General features: G+C 60.3%; 18 protein-coding genes. 2 read left to right on the forward strand and 16 right to left on the reverse strand.

Annotated features, from left to right (window positions below; genetic code table 11):
* Positions 1-24: 24 nt before the first annotated feature.
* Positions 25-984 carry a 3-oxoacyl-ACP synthase III family protein gene (locus DWZ15_RS06265; RefSeq protein WP_118449985.1) on the reverse strand — a complete coding sequence of 320 codons (960 nt, stop codon included), beginning with the start codon at positions 982-984 and terminating at the stop codon, positions 25-27.
* 177 nt (positions 985-1,161) lie between these two features.
* On the opposite strand from DWZ15_RS06265, the gene DWZ15_RS06270 reads away from it, so the two are divergent.
* Complete coding sequence (locus DWZ15_RS06270) at positions 1,162-1,938, forward strand: biotin--[acetyl-CoA-carboxylase] ligase (protein ID WP_118449987.1); 777 nt, start codon at positions 1,162-1,164, stop codon at positions 1,936-1,938.
* Positions 1,939-2,054: 116 nt separating this feature from the next.
* On the opposite strand, the gene rpsJ is transcribed toward DWZ15_RS06270, so the two are convergent.
* The 12 genes from rpsJ to DWZ15_RS06335 form a co-directional block, all read right to left on the reverse strand.
* On the reverse strand, positions 2,055-2,363 hold the full coding sequence (gene rpsJ / locus DWZ15_RS06275) for a 30S ribosomal protein S10 (protein WP_022094184.1): 309 nt from the start codon (positions 2,361-2,363) through the stop codon (positions 2,055-2,057).
* Positions 2,364-2,423: 60 nt separating this feature from the next.
* Positions 2,424-4,523, reverse strand: a complete 2,100-nt coding sequence (gene fusA / locus DWZ15_RS06280) for an elongation factor G (RefSeq protein WP_118449989.1) — start codon at positions 4,521-4,523, stop codon at positions 2,424-2,426.
* Between the two features lie 19 nt (positions 4,524-4,542).
* Positions 4,543-5,016 carry a 30S ribosomal protein S7 gene (rpsG, locus tag DWZ15_RS06285; protein ID WP_006235013.1) on the reverse strand — a complete coding sequence of 158 codons (474 nt, stop codon included), beginning with the start codon at positions 5,014-5,016 and terminating at the stop codon, positions 4,543-4,545.
* Positions 5,017-5,089: 73 nt separating this feature from the next.
* Positions 5,090-5,467, reverse strand: coding sequence for a 30S ribosomal protein S12 (rpsL, locus tag DWZ15_RS06290; protein ID WP_006235012.1), 378 nt, complete (start codon positions 5,465-5,467; stop codon positions 5,090-5,092).
* A gap of 552 nt (positions 5,468-6,019) precedes the next feature.
* Positions 6,020-7,096 carry a DUF4179 domain-containing protein gene (locus DWZ15_RS06295; RefSeq protein WP_118449991.1) on the reverse strand — a complete coding sequence of 359 codons (1,077 nt, stop codon included), beginning with the start codon at positions 7,094-7,096 and terminating at the stop codon, positions 6,020-6,022.
* On the reverse strand, positions 7,047-7,565 hold the full coding sequence (locus tag DWZ15_RS06300; protein ID WP_233544651.1) for an RNA polymerase sigma factor: 519 nt from the start codon (positions 7,563-7,565) through the stop codon (positions 7,047-7,049). Before DWZ15_RS06300 ends, DWZ15_RS06295 begins: the two co-directional genes overlap by 50 nt.
* Positions 7,566-7,876: 311 nt before the next feature.
* Positions 7,877-12,355, reverse strand: coding sequence for a DNA-directed RNA polymerase subunit beta' (locus tag DWZ15_RS06310; protein ID WP_199572768.1), 4,479 nt, complete (start codon positions 12,353-12,355; stop codon positions 7,877-7,879).
* Positions 12,356-12,361: 6 nt separating this feature from the next.
* Entirely contained in the window at positions 12,362-15,790 is a 3,429-nt protein-coding gene (locus DWZ15_RS06315; RefSeq protein ID WP_233544652.1) for a DNA-directed RNA polymerase subunit beta, read from the reverse strand.
* A gap of 571 nt (positions 15,791-16,361) precedes the next feature.
* On the reverse strand, positions 16,362-17,270 hold the full coding sequence (locus DWZ15_RS06320) for a UTP--glucose-1-phosphate uridylyltransferase (RefSeq protein WP_118449997.1): 909 nt from the start codon (positions 17,268-17,270) through the stop codon (positions 16,362-16,364).
* A 313-nt stretch (positions 17,271-17,583) separates the two neighbouring features.
* Complete coding sequence (gene rplL, locus DWZ15_RS06325) at positions 17,584-17,961, reverse strand: 50S ribosomal protein L7/L12 (protein ID WP_117758628.1); 378 nt, start codon at positions 17,959-17,961, stop codon at positions 17,584-17,586.
* A 102-nt stretch (positions 17,962-18,063) separates the two neighbouring features.
* Positions 18,064-18,585 carry a 50S ribosomal protein L10 gene (gene rplJ, locus DWZ15_RS06330; RefSeq protein ID WP_117758629.1) on the reverse strand — a complete coding sequence of 174 codons (522 nt, stop codon included), beginning with the start codon at positions 18,583-18,585 and terminating at the stop codon, positions 18,064-18,066.
* Between the two features lie 504 nt (positions 18,586-19,089).
* The gene (locus tag DWZ15_RS06335) at positions 19,090-20,226 is read right to left on the reverse strand and encodes a pyridoxal phosphate-dependent aminotransferase (RefSeq protein WP_118449999.1); all 1,137 of its coding nucleotides are present in this window, start codon (positions 20,224-20,226) and stop codon (positions 19,090-19,092) included.
* 105 nt (positions 20,227-20,331) lie between these two features.
* Here DWZ15_RS06335 and DWZ15_RS06340 point away from each other — a divergent pair, with 105 nt between their 5' ends.
* Positions 20,332-21,018 carry a hypothetical protein gene (locus tag DWZ15_RS06340; RefSeq protein WP_118450001.1) on the forward strand — a complete coding sequence of 229 codons (687 nt, stop codon included), beginning with the start codon at positions 20,332-20,334 and terminating at the stop codon, positions 21,016-21,018.
* Between the two features lie 157 nt (positions 21,019-21,175).
* On the opposite strand, the gene DWZ15_RS06345 is transcribed toward DWZ15_RS06340, so the two are convergent.
* The 3 genes from DWZ15_RS06345 to DWZ15_RS06355 are packed head-to-tail and all read right to left on the reverse strand — an operon-like array spanning position 21,176 to position 24,919.
* Positions 21,176-22,579, reverse strand: coding sequence for a glycoside hydrolase family 1 protein (locus DWZ15_RS06345; protein WP_117854529.1), 1,404 nt, complete (start codon positions 22,577-22,579; stop codon positions 21,176-21,178).
* A 48-nt stretch (positions 22,580-22,627) separates the two neighbouring features.
* Positions 22,628-24,025: a PTS transporter subunit EIIC gene (locus DWZ15_RS06350; RefSeq protein WP_118450003.1), complete on the reverse strand. Its 1,398-nt coding sequence runs from the start codon at positions 24,023-24,025 to the stop codon at positions 22,628-22,630.
* A 51-nt stretch (positions 24,026-24,076) separates the two neighbouring features.
* Entirely contained in the window at positions 24,077-24,919 is an 843-nt protein-coding gene (locus DWZ15_RS06355; RefSeq protein WP_117854532.1) for a PRD domain-containing protein, read from the reverse strand.
* Between the last annotated feature and the right edge of the window lie 223 nt (positions 24,920-25,142).

Genomic DNA, 25,142 nt, shown 5'->3' on the forward strand with positions numbered 1-25,142 from the left:
GGCGTTTTCATTTCCTATGTGCAGCTACTTCCAGCGAAGTAGATAGCCACCTACATCCAAGCCGGCGCCAAATCCAACGAGGGCGATGGTGTCGCCCGCATTCAGTGCGCCGGTATTTGCCAGTCGATCGAGAGCAAGCGGAATACAGGCGCTCGAGATGTTGCCGGTTTCACGCAACGTTCGGACCACACGGTCGTCCGGCACGCCTAAGCGCTTGACCGCCTGGCTCAAGATTCGTTCGTTAGCCTGATGGAATACAAAGTGGTCGATGTCCTCGACCGCGATGCTCGCGTCGCAAACGAGCTTGTTGACCGTGTCGCAGATGGCATTGACGCCAAACTTGAAGACGCGACGGCCGTTCATGGAAAGCACGCTTTCGCGGTCCTGCGCCGTCTTATACGGCGAGGAGCCCGCCAATCCGGGGACGCGCAGTGTTTCGACGTCAGGCGACGTCGAAAGCTCAACGGCGAGGGGATTCTCTCCCCCAGCCTCTATGACCGCAGCACCCGCGCCATCGCCAAAGAGCACGCAGGTGGCACGGTCGGTCCAGTCGAGCGCGCGCGTCATCTGCTCGGCAGCAACAATAAGCACGCGCCTGGCACGACCGCGGGCGATATAGCCCTCGGCGACATCGAGCGCAAATACGAAGCCGGCACAAGCCGCCGAAACGTCGAAAGCAGGACATGTGGCACCCAGGCGCTCAGCAATGGCGCACGCTTCGGCAGGAACGAGATGATCGCCCGTCGTCGTCGAACAGACGATAAGATCCAGCTGGCTCGCATCGATTCCGGACGTCTGGAGCGCTTGCTCGCTCGCCGCCACGGCAAGGTCGTCGAGTGACTCGGTGGTGCACACATGGCGGCTCTTGATGCCTGTGCGGGTAAAAATCCACTCATCCGAGGTATCGAGGAACTCGGACAGCTCGTCATTGGAAACACTGCACTTGGGAAGCGCCGAGCCTGTTCCAAGAATCGTGAAACCCATCACTAACCTCCTTTGAGTTGTTGACGTGTTTACATCGACCAAGAGAGGATAGCGCATTCTTCGCTTTGTTGACGTGTTAACATTAAATTGTCCAAATGCGACAAAGGCTTCACATTGTGTCTATCTCTCGACACCATTCGCGTCATTCACTTATTCATTAAGGAGGTAGCAGCCGCTATGGATGCCCAATTAACGATAGTCGACGTAACCGGATCGACCAACGACGACCTGCTCGAAGCAGGAAAACAGGGAGCGCCGCACGGCACGGGGCTTGCAGCCCGCGCGCAAACGGCAGGACGCGGCCGACGCGGCCACAAGTGGGATTCAACCGCCGGCAACCTGTTGCTCTCGATTGTCCTACGTCCACGTGTTGATCCCGCCAAGTACTCTGGTCTTGCCGCCATCAGCGGCTTAGCGGTGCTCGAGGCGCTCGAGGCGCAAGGTCTTGCTAACGAGATCGGCCTCAAATGGCCCAACGACCTCGTCGCGCGAGGGCGCAAACTCGGCGGCATCTTGGTCGAGGCGGCTCGTGACAACATGGGCATGCCCTTTGCCGTCTGCGGCATTGGCGTCAACGTAAACTACACGCCCCAAGAGGTTCCCGATGGCGGCCTGCCGGCAATCGGTCTGTCAGACTTCAACGAGAATGTTCCCACCGTCGATGTGCTGCTCAAGGAGGTCTATCACACCGTCGTAAACACTGTGGACGCGTGGGCGGATCTACTCAACGCCATGGAAGAAGACGCCGGTCCGATCGCACCCGTCCACGATGAGTATGTCGCTCATCTCAATTGGATTGGGGAGCACGTTATCGCCCGTTCCCCTGCCGGTGACGAGCTGGCGCGTGGCATCTTTCAAACGGTCGATGCCTTTGGTCGCGCGTGTATCGAAATGGAAGACGGCTTGCGTTCCTTCCATTTTGAGGAGGCATCGCTGCGTCCCATGGGTAAATAAGGCGCCACAGCCACCCGCTCGACAGCATTACCCGGTCCCCCAAGGCCATCATGCAAAACAAAAGAGCCCCGCTACCGTAATGGCAGCGGGGCTCTGTAAGCTATGAGCGATATCGCTTAGAGCTTGATGTCGATGTCGACGCCAGCGGGTAGGTCGAGACGCATGAGCGAATCAACGGTGCCCGAGGTGGGGTCGAGGATGTCGATGAGGCGCTTATGGGTGCGCATCTCGAACTGCTCACGGGAGTCCTTGTTCACGTGCGGCGAGCGGATAACCGTGTACAGGTTGCGCTCGGTGGGCAGGGGGACAGGACCGGAAACGCGAGCGCCGGTCTTCTGAGCGGTCTCGACGATGAGCTTCGCGGACTGATCGACGACCTCGTGATCATAGCCCTTGAGGCGAATGCGGATCTTCTGGGTAGCCAACTTAAACCTCCAAAGAGTGCGAGAGATGTTCTCGCGGATTACGTAACAGGGAGCTCGAACTTAGGCGTTCTTGCTCATGACCTCGTCCACGATGGACTTGGGCGCGGGCTCATAAGAGTCGAACTGCATCGTGTAGGATGCACGGCCCTGGGTCTGGGAGCGAAGGTCGGTAGCGTAACCGAACATCTCGCCCAGCGGCACCTTGGCACGGATGAGCTTGCTGTTCTTGCGATCCTCCATGCCCTCGATCTTGCCGCGGCGACCGGAGAGGTTGCCCATAACGTCGCCCATGTACTGCTCGGGGGTCTCGACCTCGACAGCCATGATCGGCTCGAGCAGCTGCGGATCGGACTTCTTGAGGGCGTCCTTGATAGCCATGGAACCGGCGATCTTGAAGGCGGCCTCGGAGGAGTCGACCTCGTGGTAAGAACCGTCGAACAGGGTGACCTTGACGTCGAGGACCGGGAAGCCGGCGATAACACCGGTGTTCAGGGCCTCCTGGATGCCCTTGTCGATGGACGGGATGTACTCCTTGGGCACGACGCCGCCGACGATAGCGTTGACGAACTCGTAGCCGAAGCCCTCCTCCATCTTCTCGAGCTTGATGACGGCGTGGCCGTACTGACCGCGACCACCGGACTGACGGACGAACTTGCCCTCAGCCTTCTCGACGTCGTGACCAGCGGTCTCGCGGTAGGCAACCTGGGGCTTACCAACGTTAGCGTCAACCTTGAACTCACGGAGCAGACGGTCGACGATGATCTCGAGGTGCAGCTCGCCCATGCCGGCGATGATGGTCTGGCCGGTCTCGTGGTTGGTGGACACCTGGAAGGTCGGGTCCTCCTCGGCGAGCTTGGTCAGAGCCAGGGACATCTTGTCCTGCTCGGCCTTGGTCTTGGGCTCAATGGCAACGTCGATAACGGGCTTAGCGAACTCGATCTTCTCGAGGACGATCTCCTTGCCCTCGGCGCACAGGGTGTCACCGGTGGTGGAGTTCTTGAAGCCGACGCAAGCGACGATGTCGCCGGCGGCAGCGTCGTCACGGTCGATACGCTCGGCGGCGTTCATCTCGAGAATGCGGCCGAGGCGCTCGCGCTGACCGTTGGAAGCGTTGACCACGTAGGAGCCGGACTCGGCGCGGCCGGAGTAAACGCGGACGTAGGTGAGCTTACCGACGAACGGGTCGGTCATGATCTTGAAGACCAGGCCGGAGAAGGGCTCGTCGAAGGAAGGATGACGCTGGATCTCCTCGCCGGTGTCCGGATCGGTACCGGTGACGGCCTCAACGTCGAGCGGGCTGGGCAGGTAGTCGACGACAGCGTCGAGCAGCTCCTGGACGCCCTTGTTCTTGTAGGCGGAGCCCACGAAGACGAGGTTAAGCTCGTTGGCCAGAACACCCTTGCGCAGAGCAGCCTTGAGCTCCTCGACGGTGAAGTCCTCCTCCATGAGGATCTTCTCCATGAGCTCGTCGTCAAAGCTGGCAGCAGCGTCGAGGAGCTCCTCGCGCTTGGTGGCAGCGATGTCGGCAAACTCAGACGGGATCTCGTCCATCGGCTCGGGGTAGGTCATGCCCTTCTCGTCGGCCTTGAAGTCCCAAGCGGTCATGGTGACCAGGTCGATGACGCCCCAGAAGTTGTCCTCGGCGCCCATCGGGACCTGAGCGGCCACGGCGTTAGCGTCGAGACGGTCCTTCATGGTCTCGATAGCGTTGAAGAAGTCAGCGCCCACGCGGTCATACTTGTTGATGAAGGCGATGCGGGGGACGTTGAAGGTGGAAGCCTGACGCCAAACGGTCTCAGACTGGGGCTGGACGCCGGCAACGGCGTCGAAGACGGCGACGGCACCATCGAGGACGCGCAGGCAGCGCTCGACCTCGGCGGTGAAGTCAACGTGGCCCGGGGTGTCGATGATCTGGATGCGGTAGTCCTTACCGTCCTTGTTCCAGAAGCACGTGGTAGCAGCGGAGGTAATGGTTACGCCGCGCTCCTGCTCCTGAACCATCCAGTCCATGGTGGCAGCGCCCTCATGGACCTCACCGATCTTGTGGGTCTTACCGGTGTAGTAAAGAATACGCTCGGTCGTGGTGGTCTTACCAGCATCGATGTGGGCCATGATGCCGATGTTACGGGTATCGGAAAGCTTGTACTTAGGCTTAGCCATGTTAGTTCCTTACCTTAACTTACCAACGATAGTGAGAGAACGCGCGGTTGGCCTCGGCCATCTTGAAGACGTCCTCACGCTTCTTGACGGAAGCGCCCAGGCCGTTGGAGGCGTCGAGGATCTCGTTGGCGAGACGCTCGGCCATGGTCTTCTCCTTGCGAGCGCGGGAGAAGTTGACGATCCAGCGGATGCCCAGAGCGGTGGAACGACGGGAGTTGACCTCCATCGGGACCTGATAGGTAGCGCCACCGACACGCTTGGGCTTAACCTCGAGCGTGGGCTTGACGTTGTCCATAGCCTTCTTGAAGGTAGCGAGAGCGTCGCCACCCTCGGACTTCTCGGCAACGATCTCGAAAGCGGTGTAAACGATGCGCTCAGCGGTGGCCTTCTTGCCGTCAAGAAGGACCTTGTTGATGAGCTGAGTCACCAGGCGGTTGTTGTAAACGGCGTCAGGCTGAACCTCACGACGATTAGCTGCTGCACGACGCGGCATGTGAAATCTCCTTAAGTGTCTACCGTGCGGCGCTTAAGCGGCACACGGCGAAAGTATCAAAACGTTATCTGGCTTATTTGGCCTTGGGGCGCTTAGCACCGTACTTGGAACGGGCCTGCATACGGTTCTGGACCGGAGCAGCGTCGTAGGCGCCACGGATGACGTGATAACGGACACCAGGGAGGTCACGGACACGACCGCCGCGGACGAGCACGATGGAGTGCTCCTGCAGGTTGTGGCCCTCACCCGGGATGTAAGCGGTAACTTCGATGCCGTTGACAAGGCGAACACGGGCAACCTTACGAAGAGCCGAGTTCGGCTTCTTGGGGCTCGTGGTGAAGACGCGGGTGCACACGCCGCGCTTCTGGGAGTTGTGCTGCAGAGCAGCGTTCTTGGACTTCTTGGGCACGGAACGACGGCCCTGGCGAACCAGCTGGTTAATAGTAGGCAAAGCGTACTCCTTCTCGAATGATTCCAGCTTTCTGTAAAGTGCAACGGCTTGAATCGAGGGGTCAGCATCCCCCTACGAAACACGCAGTTCGATAGGATACGTGGCGTTAGCTGTGCCGTCAACAGACCACGCCGCCGGGCGTATCCTAAAATCGGCACATTTCCGCAAAGCCTACACAAAAGGAATCCCCTCCTGTGCGCTTGGGAGGATCCCCGGACCGGGCGGCCCAGGTTTTAAGTTTGCTGCTCTACAGTCCTGGCTCGCACGGAGGCCACATTAAGTGGCCTCCGGCTCGTGCGGAACTCGCGACAAACTTAACCCCTGTGCCGCCCGGCCCGGGAATCCGACGTGCTCGTTGGGGCAACGTTCCCTTCCAAATAGGGACAGGTTTATTATGGTCGGTTTTATCTGGGGAAACGTCGCATTCCAGCGTTGATCTGCTCTCATCTGTCGCATGGAAATCGGCGGCGTCTTCGGAAGTATATCGCTCGGTCTAACCGTCCATTTAATGCAAAATGGGCCGCCTCCCCTAATAGGAAGCGGCCCCAAATCTTACGAATAGACGATGGTAAAGGGTTCCGACGTTTCGGCGCCCCCTGTTGAAGTGCAGCGTGTGCCCTCAAGCGTTACTGAGACCACTTGGTCGACATCAATCAACTTCGTTGGCACCCAGATGTTCTCTCCGCTATTGCGCGTATAAGAAAAATATAAGTTGAACGCCCCTGCGTCGTCATCTTCGATAATCTGCTCCGATCCATCCTTGTAGGTAACCGTCAACTTCTTCGTGACTGCGTCAATGCCCAGATCATCGATGTGCGTCTGGATGGAAAACGGGCTGATCTCGAGAGGCGAGTCATCGGAGCGGAGTTCCTTAGTATCGACGTACGCTCCAACGCTAAACTCGGGCGTCGATGCCTCGAACGGCTTCGCATCCTCTCCTTCGCCCTCGGTCCACGAGATATTCCAGGTGACCGCATGTTGAAAACCTCGCTCGCGATCCATAGAAGCAAAGTACATCGTGCCATTAATGACAGTATCGCTTGATGTGTCCTTATCAATGGTGCAGCGTGTATCAGCCCATTCCTCGCCGAAGTTCATGCTGGGTGTACCGATGCCTTGTTCTTCTTCACCATAGAGAACAAGTTCGCCAAGCTCTGCCGCCGGCTTGTAGTAGTTAACGCCATTCGGATTGGACAATGTAAACGTCACAGCACCGCAACCGTTCTCGTCGATTGCCATCTCATGAATGTCGAGCGTATAGCCGTTGCCCTCGACGGACAGATTGACCTTCTGTACTGAGCCCTCCAGGCTTTGGGGCGCGATACCATCACCAAACTCTCTGGTGTAGGTATATTTAGTCCCCGACGAGCCACCTTGAGTCCAGGTAACGGACTCTCCGTTGCCATGGTTTCCCCAGGCAGAGGCAAAATAACTGGAATTGACAACGGCGTAGGCGACTCCTCCAGTCGCCAACACCCCGGCAAGGCATCCGATCACGGCAACATACAGAGGCTTCGCGTGACCCTTTCGACGAAGCGGCTCACCCGCAGCGGCATTAAGGACACGATCGGCAAGATCGCTATCGGCTTGGACGGACTCGAAGGCCTGTTTGATTTGGTTGGATTTCACGGTCGCCCTCCTCTAGGATGAACTTGAGCTTCGATCTACCGCGGGCTAAACGCGTTCGAACTGTCGCGGCTGGTACGTGCAGCAACTCGGCAATCTCTGAAGTTGAGAAGCCCAGATAGTAATAGAGCACGATGGGGATACGGAATCGCTCCGGAAGCCGCATGACGTCCGACAGGACGGCCTTGGTCTCATCCTGCGTCGTCAAGAGCGAATCGGTCAGATTTTCGATATCCTCCACACGCCTCCACGGCTTTCGAAAGAGCGATTTGCATTCATTGATCGTGACCCGGATAAGCCATCGACGAAGATGTTCCCAGCTTTCAAATTGCGCATCGCTTTTGAGTAACTTCAGAAAGACGTCTTGTGCGACATCGTCGGCATCGGCACGATCGCGCAGGTACGTCAACGCGATTCGAAACACGACATCCCGGTGGTCTTCGACCGCCTGTCTAAAAGCTTGTTCTTCCATAATCACCTCCCGGTGACGTTATTGGTTCTCGATGAGGCCCTCACCTTAGATACGCTCTTGTCGGACTAAATGTTTCAAATTCAAGCAGGAAAAAACCTACCAAAATAAACCTGTCCCTTATTGGCAAGGGATCAACGGAACGCAACAGGTTGAACATACGCAAGCGAGCGGCCCCCAGAGCGTACAAGGTGGCATGAAAAAGGCAGGGCATTGACCTTTTGGTCATGCCCTGCCTTTTGAATGACAGATTGTAGCTCTGGGGGCCGCGCAGCGACGGAGGTCGCCGCCGTTCGTTAGAACGGCGGAACTAGTTACTCCTCGTCGTTGTCCTTGGCCTCTTCAGCGTCATCGGTGTCCACGAGCTGGTTGAGCAGCTCGTCGAGGGAAGCCATGTCCTCGTTGATGGCACCGTTGGCGGGAGCCTTCTTGTCGTCGATCGGGGCGCCCAGGAGCTCCTCGTCGGCGTCGGCGTGATGCGTCGGCGTGGCGGAGGTGCCCAGCAGGATGTCGTCCGGACCGTCGGGGCTAAAGACCATCTGCAGCAGCTGCGAGAGGTCTTCCTCGTCGGCAACGTCGTCGTTGTTCTCGAGGATGTAGAGCAGGTCGTGGGCCTCCAGGCCGTCGCGGAGCTCCTCGATCGCCTTGGCACCGATGCCATCGATGCGCAGCAGATCCTCCTCGGACTTGCCGACCAGGTCGCCGACCGTCTCGATGCCGACCTCGCTGAACTTGTTGGTCCAGCGCTGCGACACGCCCAGGTCGTCGAACAGGTACAGGCGAGCCTTCTCGGCGGAGATGGTGTGGCCGTTGCGGGTGAACGAACCGTCAGCACCACCGAACTCGTCGTAGCCGGCCCAGTCGAGCTGCTGCGGGAGCTGCTCGTCCAGGTCCTTGAGCTCAACCGGAGCCCACTCGGGCAGCGACTTGGCGTTGGGCGAAGCCGGGCCGTCGATGTCCACGTAGCCGTCGGCCGTACGATACGTCAGCTTGGCGTTGGCGTACGGCTTGAGGCCGGTACCAGCCGGGATCTTCTTACCGACGATGACGTTGGACTTAAGGTCGAGCAGATGGTCGACCTTGCCCTCGATGGCAGCCTCGGTAAGGACGCCGGCGGTGCGGATGAACGAAGCGCTCGACAGCCAAGAGTCGATGTTGGACGCGACCTTGAGCGTACCCAGGATGACGGGCTCGGCCACGGGAGCCTGACCGCCCAGACGGGCAACGCGCTCGACCTCGTCGGCGAACTCGTAGCGGTCGACATACTGACCAAGCAGGTACTTGGAGTCGCCGGGGTTGGTGATCTGAACGCGACGCAGCATCTGACGTGCGAGCACCTCGATGTGCTTGTCGTTCAGGTCGACGCCCTGGCTGGTGTAGACGTCCTTGACGCTCTCGACGAAGGTGTGCATCGTCGACTCGATGTCGGTCAGCTTGCGCAGGTTGCGGAAGTTGACGAAGCCCTTGGTGATCTGGTCGCCGGCGCGAACCTCGCAGCCGTCCTCGATCTCGGGCATAAAGCGCACCGATGCGGGGACGCGACGCTCGTCGAGGACACGGGTGTGATCCTCGGAGTCGGTGAGCGTCAGCACGTACTCGGACTTCTCGGGCTTAATCGAGAGGTGACCGGAGTACGGAGCCAGCTCGGCCTCGCGACCCAGAATCTTCTCGTTGACGTTGCCGACGATATCGAACATACGGCTGACCGTAGGCAGACCCTGCGTAATATCGTCGACGCCAGCGACGCCGCCGGAGTGAATGGTACGCATCGTAAGCTGCGTACCGGGCTCGCCGATGGACTGGGCGGCAATAATGCCGACCGCGGTACCGATGGCGACCGGACGACGGGTGGAAAGATCCCAGCCGTAGCACTTCTGGCACACGCCGTACTTGGAGCGGCAGGTGAGCAGCGCGCGGAGCTTGACCTTCTTGAGGCCGGCATCAACCATCTTCTGGATGTCGGCGACCTTCTCGATGTAGCCGTCCTGCTCAAAGAGCACGGTGCCATCGGGAGCCACGACGTCCTCAATGAAGCAACGGCCGACAAGGTCGGTGTTGAGGTCGGTGGTGCCGGGGATGATGAGGTTGTAGGTGACGCCCTCGTGCGTACCGCAGTCCTCCTCGCGGACAATGACGTCCTGGGCCACGTCGACCAGACGACGGGTCAGGTAACCAGAGTCCGAGGTGTGGGATGCGGTATCGACCAGGCCCTTACGGGCGCCGTAGGTCGAAATGAAGTACTCGAGCGGCAGCAGGCCCTCGCGGAAGTTCGCCTTAATGGGAAGGTCAATCGTCTCGCCGGACATGTCTGCCATCAGGCCACGCATGCCGCCGAGCTGACGCAGCTGGGTCTTAGAACCACGGGCGCCGGAGTCGGCCATCATGTACAGCGGGTTCTCCTCGTCGAACATGTCGAGCATGAGCGCTGCAACCTTATCGGTACAAGCGGTCCACTCGTTAACGACTTCGATGTGGCGCTCCGTCTCGTTGATGAAGCCCTCCTCGAAGTACTCGTTGATCTGGTCGACGTTGGCCTGAGCGCGGTCGAGCAGCTCCTGCTTCTCGGCAGGGATGAGAGCGTCCCACACCGAGATGGTGAGGCCGGCGCGGGTAGCGTAGTGGAAGCCGGAGTACTTGATGGCGTCGAGGATCGGGCCGACCTTGGCCTCGGGGTAACGATCGCAGCAGTCCGCAACCAGCTTGGCCACGTCGCCCTTGACCATCTTGTAGTTCATGAACTCGTAGTCTTCGGGCAGGCACTGGCGGTTGAAGATGATGCGGCCGATAGAGGTCTCGAAGCGCGCGGTCTTGTTGCCGGTGACGTCGTAGTCGACAAACTCGTTCTTGCCGTTCTTGACGCGGAAGATACGGGTGCCGTCCTCGTTGATGACATTGGCGTTCTCGGCGGACACGCGGACCTGGATCTTGGCCTGCATGTCGACCTCGGAGCGGCAGTCATAGGCGTGCAGCGCGTCGTCGAAGCTCGAGAACACGTGGTTCTCGCCCGGCAGACCGTCGCGGACCTGGGTCAGGTAGTACACACCGATGATCATGTCCTGCGAGGGGATGTTGACCGGCTTGCCGGATGCCGGCGAGCGCAGGTTGTTCGCAGAGAGCATAAGCACGCGAGCCTCGGCCTGAGCCTGGCTGGACAGCGGCACGTGGACAGACATCTGGTCGCCGTCGAAGTCGGCGTTGAAGGGCGAGCAGACCAGCGGGTGCAGGTGGATAGCCTTGCCCTCGACCAGAACCGGCTCAAAGGCCTGGATGGACAGACGGTGCAGGGTCGGTGCACGGTTGAGCAGCACGACGCGGCCGTCGATGACCTCTTCGAGGATGTCCCACACAAAGGTGGCACCACGGTCGATAGCGCGCTTGGCGCCCTTGATGTTCTCGACCTTGCCGAGCTCGACCAGGCGCTTCATGACGAAGGGCTTGAAGAGCTCCAGCGCCATGGTCTTGGGCAGACCGCACTGGTGCAGCAGCAGCTTGGGGTCGGTAACGATTACCGAACGGCCGGAGTAGTCGACACGCTTACCCAGCAGGTTCTGACGGAAACGACCCTGCTTGCCCTTGAGGGCCTCGGCGAGCGACTTGAGCGGGCGACCGCCACGGCCAGAGACCGGGCGACCACGACGGCCGTTGTCGAACAGGGCGTCCACGGACTCCTGGAGCATGCGCTTCTCGTTGTTCACGATGATCGCAGGGGCGTCCAGGTCGAGCAGGCGCTTGAGTCGGTTGTTACGGTTGATCACGCGACGGTACAGGTCGTTGAGGTCGGACGCGGCGAAGCGGCCGCCGTCGAGCTGGACCATCGGGCGCAGATCGGGCGGAATGACCGGGATGACGTCCAGGATCATGTTCGCGGGGCTGTTGCCACCCTTCAGGAAGGCGTCAACGACCTCGAGGCGCTTGACGGCCTTCTCGCGCTTCTGCTTCTGGGAGTCCTCGTCGGCGATGATGGCCTTGAGCTTCTCGGCCTCGGAGGGGAGGTCGATGGCAGCGAGCAGGTCGCGGACGGCCTCGGCACCCATGCCACCCTTGAAGTACATGGAGTAGTAGCGGGTCATCTCGCGGAACAGCGGCTCATCGGAGATGAGGTCGCGCTCGGTGAGCTTCATGAAGGCGTTGAAGGCGTCCGTGCGGAGCTGCTTCTCGTCCTTGCACTCTTCCTCGATGTCGACGATGCCAGAGGCGATCTCCTCGGGGGTCAGCGGCTCCTCGTCGGAGAACTCGTCAAAGTTCTCGGGGTCGCCCTGCTCCTTGAGGGACTCGATCTGGCGGGCGCACTCGGCATCGATCTCTTCCAGATCGGCGGCGAGCTCCTCGCGCAGGTCGTCGGCGTCGGCCTCGCGGGCCTCATAGTCAACCTCGGTGATGATGTAGCTGGCAAAGTACAGAACCTTCTCGAGGTCCTTGGACTTGATGTCGAGCATACGGCTCATCGGGAAGCTCGTGGGGCTCTTGAAGTACCAGATGTGGGACACGGGAGCGGCGAGCTCGATGTGGCCCATGCGGTCGCGACGCACCTTGGCCGAGGTGACCTCGACGCCGCAGCGCTCGCAGACGATGCCCTTAAAGCGGATGCCCTTGTACTTGCCGCAGGAGCACTCCCAGTCCTTGGCGGGACCGAAGATCTTCTCGCAGAACAGGCCGTCCTTCTCGGGCTTGAGGGTACGGTAATTGATGGTCTCCGGCTTCTTGACCTCACCGTGCGACCAAGAACGGATCTGGTCGGCGGAGGCAAGGGAGATCTTTACCGAGTCAAAATCAGTAGCTTCGAAATCTGCCACAGTCAACTACTCCTTATCAGTGGTCGTGGCGGCGACAGCCTCGGGTGCCTCGGCGGTCTCGGCATCCTCGGCCTCGACGTCGGTGTCAACGCCGGCGAGCGCAGCCAGGTCGTCGAGAGCAGAGGTCTCCTCGGCGGTCACAGGGGCGGAGGCGTCCTCGTCGGCATCGTGCATGGGCTCGATGTCCAGCGCGAGGGAGCGGATCTCCTTGACGAGAACCTTGAAGGACTCGGGGATACCCGGGACAGGAACGTTCTCGCCCTTGACGATGGACTCGTAGGTCTTGACGCGGCCCACGGTATCGTCGGACTTGACGGTCAGGATCTCCTGCAGGACGTTGGAAGCACCGTAAGCGTACAGTGCCCAAACTTCCATCTCGCCGAAGCGCTGGCCGCCGAACTGGGCCTTGCCGCCCAGAGGCTGCTGGGTAACCAGACTGTAAGGGCCGGTCGAACGGGCGTGGATCTTGTCGTCGACCATGTGGCCGAGCTTGAGGATGTAGGACGTACCCACGGTAATGGGCTCGCGGAACTCCTCGCCGGTGCGGCCGTCGAACAGACGGGTCTTGCCGCGCTCGTCAAGCTGGGTGACGAACTCGGGGCGCATGTGATCGCCAAAGGCAGCGGTGGCCTTGTTGAGCATGTTCTTGTTGGCACGACGGATGACCTCGGCGATCTCGTCCTCCTTGGCGCCGTCGAAGACGGGCGTGGCGGTGAAGAACGGACCGGGGACGTACTTGTCGGAGTCGGCCTGCTCGGTATCCCAACCGCAGGCAGCAGCCCAGCCAAGGTGGCACTCGAGCAGCTGGCCGACGTTCATACGCGAAGGAACGCCCAGCGGGTTGAGGATAACGTCGATCGGGGTACCGTCAGCCATGTAGGGCATGTCCTCGACCGGCAGAACGTTACAAATAACACCCTTGTTGCCGTGGCGGCCGGCGATCTTATCGCCCTGCTGGATCTTACGACGCTGGGCGACGTAGACGCGCACCTGCTCGTTGACGCCGGGGGCCAGGTCGTCGCCGTTCTCGCGGCTAAAGCGGACGACGTCGATAACGCGGCCGTACGCGCCGTGAGGCATCTTAAGGGAAGTATCGCGGACATCGTGGGCCTTGGCACCGAAGATGGCGCGAAGCAGGCGCTCCTCGGCGGTCAGAGCGCTCTCGCCCTTAGGCGTGACCTTGCCGACCAGGATGTCGCCAGGGCCGACCTCGGCGCCGATGCGGATGATGCCGTCCTCATCGAGGTTGGCAAGCATATCCTCGGAGAGGTTCGGGATCTCGCGGGTGATCTCCTCGGGGCCGAGCTTGGTGTCGCGGGCGTCGATCTCGTGACGGGTGATGTTGATGGTCGTCAGCAGGTCCTCGGCCACCAGGCGCTCGGACACGACGATACCGTCCTCGTAGTTAAAGCCTTCCCACGGCATGTAGGCCACGGTGAGGTTCTGGCCCAGTGCGAGCTCGCCGTGATCGGTCGAAGGACCGTCGGCCAGGGGCTCGCCCTGCTCAACGGTGTCACCGACGCGCACGAGCGGACGGTGGTTGATGCAGGTTGACTGGTTGGAGCGCTGGTACTTGGCCAGGTGATACTCATCCATGCCGCCGGCATGCTTGACGATGATCTTGGCGGCGTCGGCAAAGATGACCTCGCCGGCATTCTTGGCCAGGGTGACCTCGCCGGAGTCCAGGGCGGCGCGACGCTCCATGCCGGTACCGACATAGGGAGCGGCAGGGTGAACCAGCGGCACGGCCTGACGCTGCATGTTGGCGCCCATGAGCGTACGCTTGGCGTCGTCGTGCTCAAGGAACGGAATCAGCGTGGCTGCGACGGAGAGCATCTGACGCGGCGAGACGTCCATGTAGTCGACGTCCTCGACGGGCACGTCGGCGGGAGCGCCGAAGGAGCCATCGAAGTCGCGGGTACGGGCAATCACACTATGCGGACGAACGATCTTGCCCTCGGCATCGGTCGTGATGAACTCGTTGGTCTTGGGATCGAGCGGCGTGTTGGCCGGCGCGATGACGTGCTTCTCTTCCTCGTCAGCGGTCATCCAGTCGATCTGGTCGGTGGCAACGCCGTTCTCGACGCGGCGGAACGGGGCCTCAATGAAGCCGTACTCGTTGACGCGGGCGTAGAGGGCGAGCGAGCCGATCAGGCCGATGTTGGGTCCTTCGGGGGTCTCGATCGGGCACATGCGGCTGTAATGCGAATTGTGAACGTCGCGGACGGCCGTCGGCACGTTGGTGCGGCGGCTGGAGCCGGACTTGTGGCCGGCAAGACCACCAGGGCCGAGTGCGGACAGACGGCGCTTGTGGGTCAGACCGGTCAGGGGGTTCGCCTGGTCCATGAACTGCGAGAGCTGCGAGGAACCGAAGAACTCCTTGATGGAGGCCACGATCGGGCGGATGTTGATGAGCGACTGCGGGGTGATCTCGTCGATGTCCTGGGAGCTCATGCGCTCACGGACGACGCGCTCCATACGGCTCATGCCGATACGGAACTGGTTGGCGACGAGCTCGCCGACGGTGCGGATTCGGCGGTTGCCGAAGTGATCGATGTCGTCGACCTTGAAGCCCTGCTCGCCGGCAGCGAGGGACAGGAGGTAGCGCAGCGTCGCAACGATATCCTCGTCGGTGAGCACCGTGACCTCTTCCTCGGTGGTGAGGTTGAGCTTCTTGTTGACCTTGTAGCGACCGACGCGGGCCAGATCGTAGCGCTGCGGGTTGAAGAGCAGACCCTCGAGCAGGCTGCGGGAAGCGTCCACGGTGGGAGGCTCGCCCGGGCGCAGACGACGGTAGATCTCGATGAGGGCGTCCTCGCGGGTGAGAGCAGTGTCGCGCTCCAGGGTGCGCTTGATCACATCGGAGTTGCCGAGCAGCTCGATGATGTCGTCGTTGGTGACGGCGATGCCAAGGGCGCGCAGGAACATCGTGGCGCTCTGCTTGCGCTTACGGTCGATGGAGACCATGAGCTGGTCGCGCTTGTCGACCTCAAACTCGAGCCAGGCACCGCGGGACGGGATGATCTGGGCCTTGTAGATCTGCTTGCCCGAATCCATCTCGGAGCTGTAGTACACGCCCGGGGAGCGGACGAGCTGCGAAACGACGATGCGCTCGGTACCGTTGATGATGAAGGTGCCCTGATCGGTCATCATGGGGAAGTCGCCCATGAAGACGAGCTGCTCCTTGATCTCGCCGGTCTCCTTGTTGGTGAGACGGACGTCGGTCAGAAGCGGAGCCTGATAGGTCATATCCTTCTCGCGGCACTCCTCGACGGTGTGCGCGGGGTCGCCGAACTGATGCTCGCCGAAGGTAACCTCGAGAACATGGTTCTGGCTCTGGATGGGGCTGGATTCCTTGAACGCCTCACGAAGGCCCTCGTCCTTAAAACGCTCAAAGGATTCCCTTTGAACAGAGATAAGGTTGGGGAGCTCCATGGCCTCCGGGATTTTCCCGAAGCTGACGCGCTTGCGCTCAGTGGCAGTGTATGCGTAGGTCACCAGGTTTTTCCTCCTTCACGGAAATGCTCGGTGGGTTGGCGAGGCATAGCTTCGCCAGTTATCGCAACCTAATAGTTTATCAGGTACCGACCGTTGGGCAAGAAAAGCCTTGACGCGATTGAGTTTTTGGAGTAGCAAAGTTTTTCGACAGAAAAGGTGCAGGTAGATGTATGTATATCGAACATCTGTTCATATATTTTATGTGAACGAGACTGCTGGTGCGGACCGCTGAGTGACGGAATGGCGGCGAGGGTCGATCAAGCGGAAACTGCATCCCGTTTTGAGGCCCCAAACTGGGACGCAGTTTCCGATTGAGCCCTGTTTGGGAAAGCATATCCCGTTCTGAGCCGAAATTCCGGGTCGTAGTTTCCGCAATCCACCTGTTTGGGAAAGCGCAGCCCGGAATTCGGCCTAAAAATGAGCCGCAGTTTCCGGAGCCCCGACACAGCCCGAATAAAAAACAGGTGCAGACCGAAGTCCGCACCCGTACATGTTGATACCCGAAGGCTTACTTGCGCATCAATCCGCCGCGCTCGTCGATGGCGTCCCAGAAGGCGCTGGCAAAGCGAGGATCGCTTGCGGCCATGAGGGCGTTGGTGGCCATCCAACCAGAGGGCGTGCCGGTGTCGTAGCCCGAGAGCGGGTCGATGACGACAGCGTACATAGCCTCGCGGTCGAGCGAGCGGGCCATGGCGTCGGTCAGCTGGATCTCGCCACCCTTGCCGGCCTGCTGATCGGCGAGCAGGTCCATGACCAGCGGGCTCAGCAGGTAGCGACCGACGATGTACAGGTTGGACGGAGCCGCCTCGGGAGCGGGCTTCTCAACCAGACCGCCGATGCGCCAGACAGCGCCCGGTTCGGCATCGGCAACGCCCTCGGCGCCCTCGAGCGAACCGACGCGATCGCCAGCGATAACGCCATAGCGGCTGACTTCCTCGGGAGCGCACGCGGCAACGGCGATAACCGAAGCGCCACCGTGCTCCTTGGAAACGGCAAGCATCTTGTCGCAGATGTCACGGTTAGGCACAACGTAGTCGCCCAGAAGAACCAGGAAGTTCTCCCCTGCCACGGCGTCGGCAGCAGAGCGAATGGCATGACCGAGGCCCTTGGGCTCGTACTGATAACGGAAGTCGACCGGCATGCCGCCCGCGTGGGCGACGGCATCGGCGTAAGCATCCTTACCGCGCTCGCGCAGCAGATTCTCGAGCGAGCGATCGGGCTGGAAGTAGCTCAGCAGCTCGGGCTTACCGGGAGAGGTAACGATGATGGCGTCGTCGACCTCCTCGGGGTCGAGCGCCTCCTCAACGACATACTGAATGACCGGCTTGTCGAGCACCGGCAGCATCTCTTTAGGCGTGCATTTAGTGCCAGGCAGAAAACGCGTGCCAAGGCCGGCGGCGGGGATGATTGCCTTCATGTTATTCAAGGATCCTTTCGCAGGCGCAGAATACGCCCTGTGCGTGCGGCACAACGGCCGCAGACCAAATTGCGATACCGGAGTATCTTACCGCCGGAGACATCCGTCGCCGTAAGGCAAACGCAATTCTTCAGCAGGTCAACGCAAATTATTGGTCGAATGGTGCAATTTTTGGCCCCAGCGGTAACGGGATTGGCACGGCGAAGACAGCGGCGTTCTGCGTGTCGAGCAATGGGAATGAGGGGCTAAAACAAAAAAGACGGGACTCGCATAGCGAGCCCCGTCTGCAAAGAAATCTGGCAAGAAAGCCTGATTACTTGAGGGTGACAGCAGCGCCAGCAGCCTCGAGCTTCTCCTTGGCAGCCTCGGCGTCCTCCTTCTTGGCACCCTCGAGAACAGCCTTGGGAGCGCCCTCGACGACCTCCTTGGCCTCCTTCAGGCCAAGGCTGGTGAGCTCACGGACGGCCTTGATGACCTGGATCTTGTTGTCACCGAAGCCCTCGAGCACGACGTCAAACTCGGTCTTCTCCTCGGCCTCAGCAGCGCCAGCAGCAGGAGCGGCGACAACGGCGGCAGGAGCAGCGGCGGAAACGCCGAAGGTGTCCTCGATAGCCTTGACGAGCTCGGAAGCCTCGAGAAGGGTCATTTCCTTAAGAGCATCGATGATCTCATCGGTGGTAAGCTTAGCCATTTCTACGTCCTTTCGGTTTCCGTGTCTGTGCACGGAGATCAGTTAAAACACAGCGCGAATGCGCCAGGGGTGCGGCGTTGCCGCCGCGGGTGAAAACAGCGACTAGGCTGCCTTCTGCTCGGAGACCTGCTGGATCGAACGAGCGAGACCAGAGGAAACGCCGTTGACGCAGACAGCGATGTCGCGAGCGAAACCGGAGATGAGACCGGCGATCTGGCCGAGAAGCTGATCCTTGGTGGGCAGCTCGGCGATAGCCTTAACATCATCAGCGGAAACGGCCTTGCCGTCGGAGATACCACCCTTGATCTCAAGGACACCCTTGGAATTGGCGGAGAAGTCCTTAAGGGCCTTAGCGGCCTCGACCGGCTCGGTCTCGTAGAACACATAAGCGACGGGGCCGGCGAGGATCTCGTCGATCTCGGGCTGCTCCTGGTTCTTGAGGGCGATCTTGACCAGGTTGTTCTTGTAGACCTTCATCTCGGCGCCGCATTCGCGAAGCTGGTGACGCAGCTCCTGAGCCTGCTTAACCGTCAGACCGTTGTAGTTGACGACGAACAGACCGGCGTTCTCGGCGATACGGGACTCGATCTCTGCAACCTTGTCGATTTTGTACTGCTGGGGCATGAATTACCCCTCCTCGAATTCTTTCCGGGCACGGTCCGCCACAAGGACGTGACGGGGGCATGTCCAAAAAGAAAGCCCCCGCGCTGCATGAGCGACGGGGGCGAGAAGACATATCTACTCGACCACCTCGGCTGGCGGGATATCCCATTAAGCTCGCGGGCGATGCCCGTTTGCGCCGGCTGTCTCTGGCAGCGGATTCGTGCGTGAACCGAAAGTATTATGGCGGGGACCCCGGCGTCGGTCAACGGGCGCGAGGATTCGTACACAAACCCTGCATACGCTCCGACCGGGAGGGGCAGGGCGAGTTTTCCGCTCGGTCAAGTCCTGGGCTCGCGCGAAGGCCACATTAAGTGGCCTTCGGCTCGTGCGGAATCTACGGAAAACTCGCCCTGCCCCTCCCGGCCGGAGCTACGTTGCCTTTGCTGCGAATCCTCGTGTCCGTTGAGCGACGCGCCCCACGCATAACCCTTATGTCGGTGGGCTGATGTGTTGCATCCCTGAGGACTACAAAGTCGAAATGAAGGTGGACAGGCGATTTAGGCCTTTGTCTAGGTTTTCGTCGCTTACGCAGTAGCTTAGGCGGATGTGGCCTTCGCAGCCGAAGCAGTCTCCGGGGACTAGGGCTACATTGGCTTCTTCGATGGCTTTGATGCAGAAGTCTTCGCTTGTTAGGCCGAATTGTTTAATGCTGGGGAAGGCGTAGAAGGCTCCTGCTGGTTCTACTGCGTCGAGGCCCATGGCGTCTAAGGCTGCGAGTACGCGCTCGCGGCGGGCTCGGTAGACTTCGAGCATCGGCGACGGGTCCACGGTGAGCGCCACGCGGGCGGCGTTCATCTCGAAGGATACAGCGCTCGATACGAGGTATTGATGAGCCTTTGCGATCTCGGCAACCACCGGAGCGGCCGCCGCAAGCCAGCCCAAGCGCCAGCCGGTCATAGCCCATGGCTTGGAAAAGCTCTCGATGACTACCGTCTGCTCACGCAGCTCCGGGTGACGCTGGGCAAAGCGCTCGTAGCCATCCACATAGACCAGGCGGTTGTAGACGTCGTCGCAGACCACGTAGATGCCCGTCCGCTCCGCCACATGCGCCACGGCGTCGAGCGAAGCCGCGTTGAGGATACGGCCCGTGGGATTGTTGGGCGAGCAAATGACGATGGCTTTGGTCGCCGGCGTCACGCAAGCACGAAGGGCGTCCTCGTCAATCTGAAATTGTGCGGGCTCCGTGTCCAAAAAGACAGCTTTGGCATGGTTGGCCACGACGATGCTCTCGTACAGGCCAAAGGCCGGTGTGGGGATAATGACCTCGTCACCAGGGTTGAGCATAGCCATGAACGTTGCCGACAGGGCCTCGGTCGCGCCGTCGGTCAGGATGACCTCGTCGGCAGAAAACGTAAGACCCGCGTCGCCCATGTAGGCAGACAGCGACTCGCGCAGGGCGGGGCGACCGTTGTTGGGCGGATAGTGCGTGTCACCGCGCACCAGCGAGGTAGTCACCTCGGCGCCAATCACATCGGGCGTGGGAAAATCGGGCTCGCCAAGCGCGAGCGCGATGCACCCCGGGTGCTGAGCGGCGAGCGCATTGATCCGGCGGATGCCGGAGGGCTTGAGGCCGGCGAGCGATGTGTTCATGGGCAGACGCATGGATCTCCTCTCAAGTGCTTGATTGCATAAGGATAGCGCCGCGAGAGCGCCGAAACCTTGTTGTAACGTTGTACTGTAGAGGCCATCGACCAGAAAGAAGGAACCATGTCGCCCGATCGCGCGCACGAAAACCAGGAGGAGCTCGATGCCGAGACGCCCTCGACGCCGGAGAGCATCGCGCTCACATTTTTCGATGCCGATCCCGGACTCGTCTTTTTGCTTGAGGACTTTAAGGACGCATATACCGCCTACGCCAGAATCTCGGACACGAAACTGCCCTCGTTTGAGTCGATGAAACTAGCAGAAGGGCACCCGACCGGGACGTTTGACGCCATTGTCTTGGCGATCAGGCAAGGCGGGTCGAACACCGCAGAGGCCCTCGATGCCACCAGGCTCTCCGCACTTAGCGCTATTGCACAACACGGCACGCGGCTCTATGCGATCGTCGAAACCGACGGCACGGATCCCGAGGCAGCGCGCGGCGTGCTCGCAAGGCTACAGAGGAACGCCCAAACGGGCAACATACTCTGGGGCGGAGCCACCGTGCTCGCGATGGGCGGACTATCGGCAAAGCTCTGCGGGTCGCCCCGCATGGGCGCCCTGCGCAGGCCATTCTCCGAGGCCATCGACAAACTCGTGGGTGCCGTGCGCATGGGATGCTCGGTCAAACGGGCACAGCAGCTCGGCGGCGCCGACGTGAGCGCCTTTGACAGCGACGGCGCCGTCATGGCCAAGCCTGCGCCCCCCGCCCCGCTCTGGCACCTAGTGGCCGCGCATCAAAACCACCCCTAAAAGGGGTGGTTTGCTCTTAGGGTATAGCCCTTGGATTTCCGTTATGCGTTTAGAGGCGCCGGCCCTCACGGGTTTCGGGCCGCGCTGCGCACGGCGCACAGGCTAAGGCCTTTAATGGGGCAAAACGGGGCCGCAGGATTGCGACCCCGTCCGAAAGCTAGTCCAGGTCCTCGCCGTTGCTGGCAATAACCTTTTTGTACCAGAAGAAGCTATCCTTGCGGCTACGTGCGAGCGAGCCCTTGCACTCGTCGTCGGCGTCCACGTAGATGAAACCGTAACGCTTCTTCATCTCGCCGGTACCGGCCGAGACGATATCGATGCAGCCCCACGGCGTGTAGCCCATCAGGTCGACGCCGTCGATCTCGACAGCCTCCTTCATGGCCTTGATATGGGCACGCAGGTAGTCGATGCGATACGGGTCGTGAATCGAGCCGTCCTCTTCGACCTTGTCATACGTGCCCAGACCGTTCTCCACGATCATCAGCGGAATCTGATAGCGGTCGTAGAAGAGGTTGAGCGAGTAGCGCAGACCGTACGGGTCGATGCTCCAGCCCCAGGGGGTCTGCTCAACATAGGGGTTGGTATAGCCCGTCACGACGCTGCCGCAGTCGAGCGCCATGGCGTTGGTCTTCTTACCGCACACCATGGTGAAGTAATAGCTGTACGAGAGGAAGTCTACCGTGCCGGCGCGCAGGATTTCCTTGTCGCCCAGCTCCTCGGGCAGGACGATCCCGCGGCGCTCGAACTCCTTGAGTTTGTAGGCGGGATAGTAGCCACGACACATCACGTCCGGGTAGAACAGGTTGGTGCGCATGAACTCCTCGTTGGCCTTGACGTCGGCCGGATCACAGCTATTGGGATAGCTGAACATGCCACCGTACATCATGCCAACCTTGTTCTCCGGGTCAATCTCGTGCGCCAGCTGCACCGCCTGGGCGCTCGCCAGAAACTGGTGGTAGGCGGCCGTCATGCGGACCTGCTCGCTCGCATCGGGGGCAATGCCGCCGGCCATCCACGGGCTCATCGACATGCAGTTAATCTCGTTGAAGGTGAGCCAGTACTTAACCTTGCCCCTGTAGCGCGTAAAGACGGTCTTGACGTAGTTGAGGTAGAAATTGATGACCTTGCGGTTCTCCCACGAGCCGTACTTCTGCAGGCCGAGCGGCGTCTCGTAGTGGGAGAGCGTCACCAAGGGCTCGATACCGTACTTATGGCACTCGTCAAAGACAGCGTCATAGTGGGCAAGACCGGCCTCGTTAGGCTCATCATCGTCGCCGTTGGGGAAGATGCGCGCCCAATTGATGGACATGCGATAGGTCTTGAAGCCCATCTCGCCAAAGAGGGCTATATCCTCCTTGAAGTGACCATAGTGGTCGATGGCCACATGGCTCGGGTAGTTCTCGCCAGGCAGGCAGCCGTCGGTGATGCGGCGCGGCGTATCCTTGTCGCCCGCGGTCATAACGTCGGCGGTACTGAGGCCCTTGCCGTCGGTGAGGTAGGCACCCTCGCACTGGTTAGCAGCGGTAGCGCCACCCCACAGGAAGTTCTCAGGGAAAGACATGCTTATCTCCTATCTAAAAATTGGACAACTGATTGGAACAATCGACGATTACGCCTCGGCATCCTCGGGCTTGTAGAGGATGTAGGTGGCGATAAAGGTCACGATGGCACCAACAACAAGACCGGCAGCCATCCAGGCCATGCTGGCAAACGGGTTGTCGCCACCCAGGTATGCGGGAAGGGCAAAGAGACCTCCGGAACCAATCATGGAGTAGAGGTAGGCATGGCCAAAGCCGGCAACGAGGGCACCAAAGAAGGAGCCGATCATAGCGCCGTACATAGGCGTCTTGAGCTTAAGGTTGACGCCGAACATACCGGGCTCGGTCACACCGCCCACGATAGCCGTGACGGCGCAAGCGGAGGCGACGGAACGCAGATTCTCGTCGTGCTTGGTCTTGAAGGCTACGGCAGCGCACGCGGCACCCTGGTCGATATTGGCAACGACGTTGGCCGTGCAGATGATGGGGTCGTAGCCGACGGTAGCCATGGCGTTAACAAGATAGGGCGCAAGGGCGGTGTGCATGCCAGTCATAACAATCCACGGGAAGATCGCAGAGAGCACGGCGATGCCAAAGAAACCGGTAGTGTTGTAGAGCCACATGATAGCCTCGGAGAGGTACGTACCCACAAAGGCGCCAACGGGACCGAGCACGCAGAGAGCGAGCGGCAGTATAACGAGCAGCGTAAAGAACGGCTCGGTGATAGAACGGATCGAATCGGGCGAGTGCTTGGCAAAGAACTTCTCGACATAGGACATGACCCAAACGGTGAGAAGCGCCGGCACCACGGAGCTCGAATACGTCGTGGCATAGACAGGGATACCGTAGACGCTGAGCGCCGTGCCGTCCGTTACCGCGGAGATAAAGGACGGGTGAATAAAGATGGCGCCCATCATCATGCCGAGCGCCATGTTGGCGCCGAACTTCTTAGCCGCAAACGCGCCCACAAAGACAGGCAGGAAGTAGAAGCCCGCGTCGCCGACGAACGTCAACACCTGGATGGTGGTGTTATCAGCGGTAAGAAGGCCGAACTGCGTGAGCAGCAGCACAGCGATCTTGATAAAGCCGGCACCGATAAACACAGGGATGATCGGCGTGATCGAGCCCGAGATGGCATCAAAGACGGCGTTGATGCTGAACTTCTTCTTGTGGGCGTCGCCCATGTCCTCGTCAACGGACCCATTGCCCTCAAGGCCGGTCTCCTTGACGATCAGGTTGTAGGCGTCGGACACGGACTGTCCGATGATGATCTGGTATTGGTCGCCTACCCACTGGCAACCCATTACGCCTCGGATCTTCTCGATGTCCGAGCCCTTGACCAAGCCCTTGTCCTTGACGTTGAAGCGAAGCCTCGTCACGCAATGCGTGAAGAAGACGATGTTGTCCTTGCCGCCAACGTATTCGACTACCTTGCTGGCGAGCTCGGCATAGCGTTCTGCTTTAGCCATTGTCGTACCCTTTTCGGTTGCTGGGAGCAGCAGCGTGCCACGTTGTACGCGCTACCTTCCCGTACCTTTGATGCGGAGCCTACTCACATGGACCACCAGATACAGGCGCTCGTCGTTGCTCACGACGGCCCCATCCCATTCGCCCTCGATATGCTGGGAGATCTTTGCGACGCACGCAGCCTCGCGCGGATACTGCTCCTCGATGCCGCGGAAGCCGTTTACACAGCTGCTGTCGAGAACCTCGCCGGAGTGAAGGCGCTCAAAGAGATAGCGCATGTGCGTGGCGTAGCGCGAGAAGGCAAACGAACTGCGGTCGATGTCGATGCCGAAGTCATCCTCGATGATCTCGGTAACATCCTCGAGCATGTTATCGTCTTGGCGCTCGCGTTCCTTCTCGGCCTCGGTCGCCGCACCCAGACGCGCATTGATAATATTGAGGGCGATGCCTGTCGCCTCGCTGTTGGGCAAAGCGACGCAAAACTGCTTCTGCACGCGGCGGGCGATATGCTTGCCCAGGCGGTACTCCGCCGGGTACATCTGCTCCACGTCATAGGCGAGCGGCATACGCACCTGCATGTTCTTCTTTGCGCGGTCGATAGCAAACGAGAGGTGGTCGGCCAGGGTAAAAGCGAGATTGGCGCTCAGCTCGTAGGGCAGCTCATTGCGAACGTAGTCCGCGCAGGAGATGGAGAACTCCATCACATCCTGCGGCAGATCGTTGATCGCGCTGAAGCACCGCTCGTCAACGTTGTAGAACGTGCGCTCGACCTCGGCAAGCGTAAGCTCGCGCGGCAGCTGGCCAAAGCCGATGCCTTTGCCCATGGCGAGGAGCTCGTTGCCGGCGTTGTCCCGGCACACGGCCACGTTGTTGTTGATGCGGCGGACTGCCTTCATGCCGTTCCCTTTCCAGCCTTTCCCGGTGCATCTTTTAGAACGCGCTTCATACGATCGCTAGAAACAAAAACTCTCTGAAGCTTAACAAACAATCGCAAGGCGCAAAGCCTGCGAACGCTTGGTCGTGCCTCAGAGAGTAACATTCCAAAAAAGATGCGGTTGTGAGTAGAACAGGTCATGCCCCAAGTGGGTAACATTCCGTGTTCCAGTCTGCACGACCGAT

Source organism: Collinsella sp. AF29-7AC (assembly GCF_003475665.1).
Lineage (GTDB): Bacteria > Actinomycetota > Coriobacteriia > Coriobacteriales > Coriobacteriaceae > Collinsella.

What these genes read in the sequence shown, in the direction of transcription:
- DWZ15_RS06265 (WP_118449985.1), bottom strand. Translation starts at nt 984, where the DNA reads ATGGGTTTCACGATTCTTGGAACAGGCTCGGCGCTTCCCAAGTGCAGT.
- DWZ15_RS06270 (WP_118449987.1), top strand. Translation starts at nt 1,162, where the DNA reads ATGGATGCCCAATTAACGATAGTCGACGTAACCGGATCGACCAACGAC.
- fusA (WP_118449989.1), bottom strand. Translation starts at nt 4,523, where the DNA reads ATGGCTAAGCCTAAGTACAAGCTTTCCGATACCCGTAACATCGGCATC.
- rpsG (WP_006235013.1), bottom strand. Translation starts at nt 5,016, where the DNA reads ATGCCGCGTCGTGCAGCAGCTAATCGTCGTGAGGTTCAGCCTGACGCC.
- DWZ15_RS06300 (WP_233544651.1), bottom strand. Translation starts at nt 7,565, where the DNA reads ATGGAAGAACAAGCTTTTAGACAGGCGGTCGAAGACCACCGGGATGTC.
- DWZ15_RS06315 (WP_233544652.1), bottom strand. Translation starts at nt 15,790, where the DNA reads ATGGAGCTCCCCAACCTTATCTCTGTTCAAAGGGAATCCTTTGAGCGT.
- DWZ15_RS06320 (WP_118449997.1), bottom strand. Translation starts at nt 17,270, where the DNA reads ATGAAGGCAATCATCCCCGCCGCCGGCCTTGGCACGCGTTTTCTGCCT.
- rplL (WP_117758628.1), bottom strand. Translation starts at nt 17,961, where the DNA reads ATGGCTAAGCTTACCACCGATGAGATCATCGATGCTCTTAAGGAAATG.
- rplJ (WP_117758629.1), bottom strand. Translation starts at nt 18,585, where the DNA reads ATGCCCCAGCAGTACAAAATCGACAAGGTTGCAGAGATCGAGTCCCGT.
- DWZ15_RS06335 (WP_118449999.1), bottom strand. Translation starts at nt 20,226, where the DNA reads ATGCGTCTGCCCATGAACACATCGCTCGCCGGCCTCAAGCCCTCCGGC.
- DWZ15_RS06340 (WP_118450001.1), top strand. Translation starts at nt 20,332, where the DNA reads ATGTCGCCCGATCGCGCGCACGAAAACCAGGAGGAGCTCGATGCCGAG.
- DWZ15_RS06345 (WP_117854529.1), bottom strand. Translation starts at nt 22,579, where the DNA reads ATGTCTTTCCCTGAGAACTTCCTGTGGGGTGGCGCTACCGCTGCTAAC.
- DWZ15_RS06350 (WP_118450003.1), bottom strand. Translation starts at nt 24,025, where the DNA reads ATGGCTAAAGCAGAACGCTATGCCGAGCTCGCCAGCAAGGTAGTCGAA.
- DWZ15_RS06355 (WP_117854532.1), bottom strand. Translation starts at nt 24,919, where the DNA reads ATGAAGGCAGTCCGCCGCATCAACAACAACGTGGCCGTGTGCCGGGAC.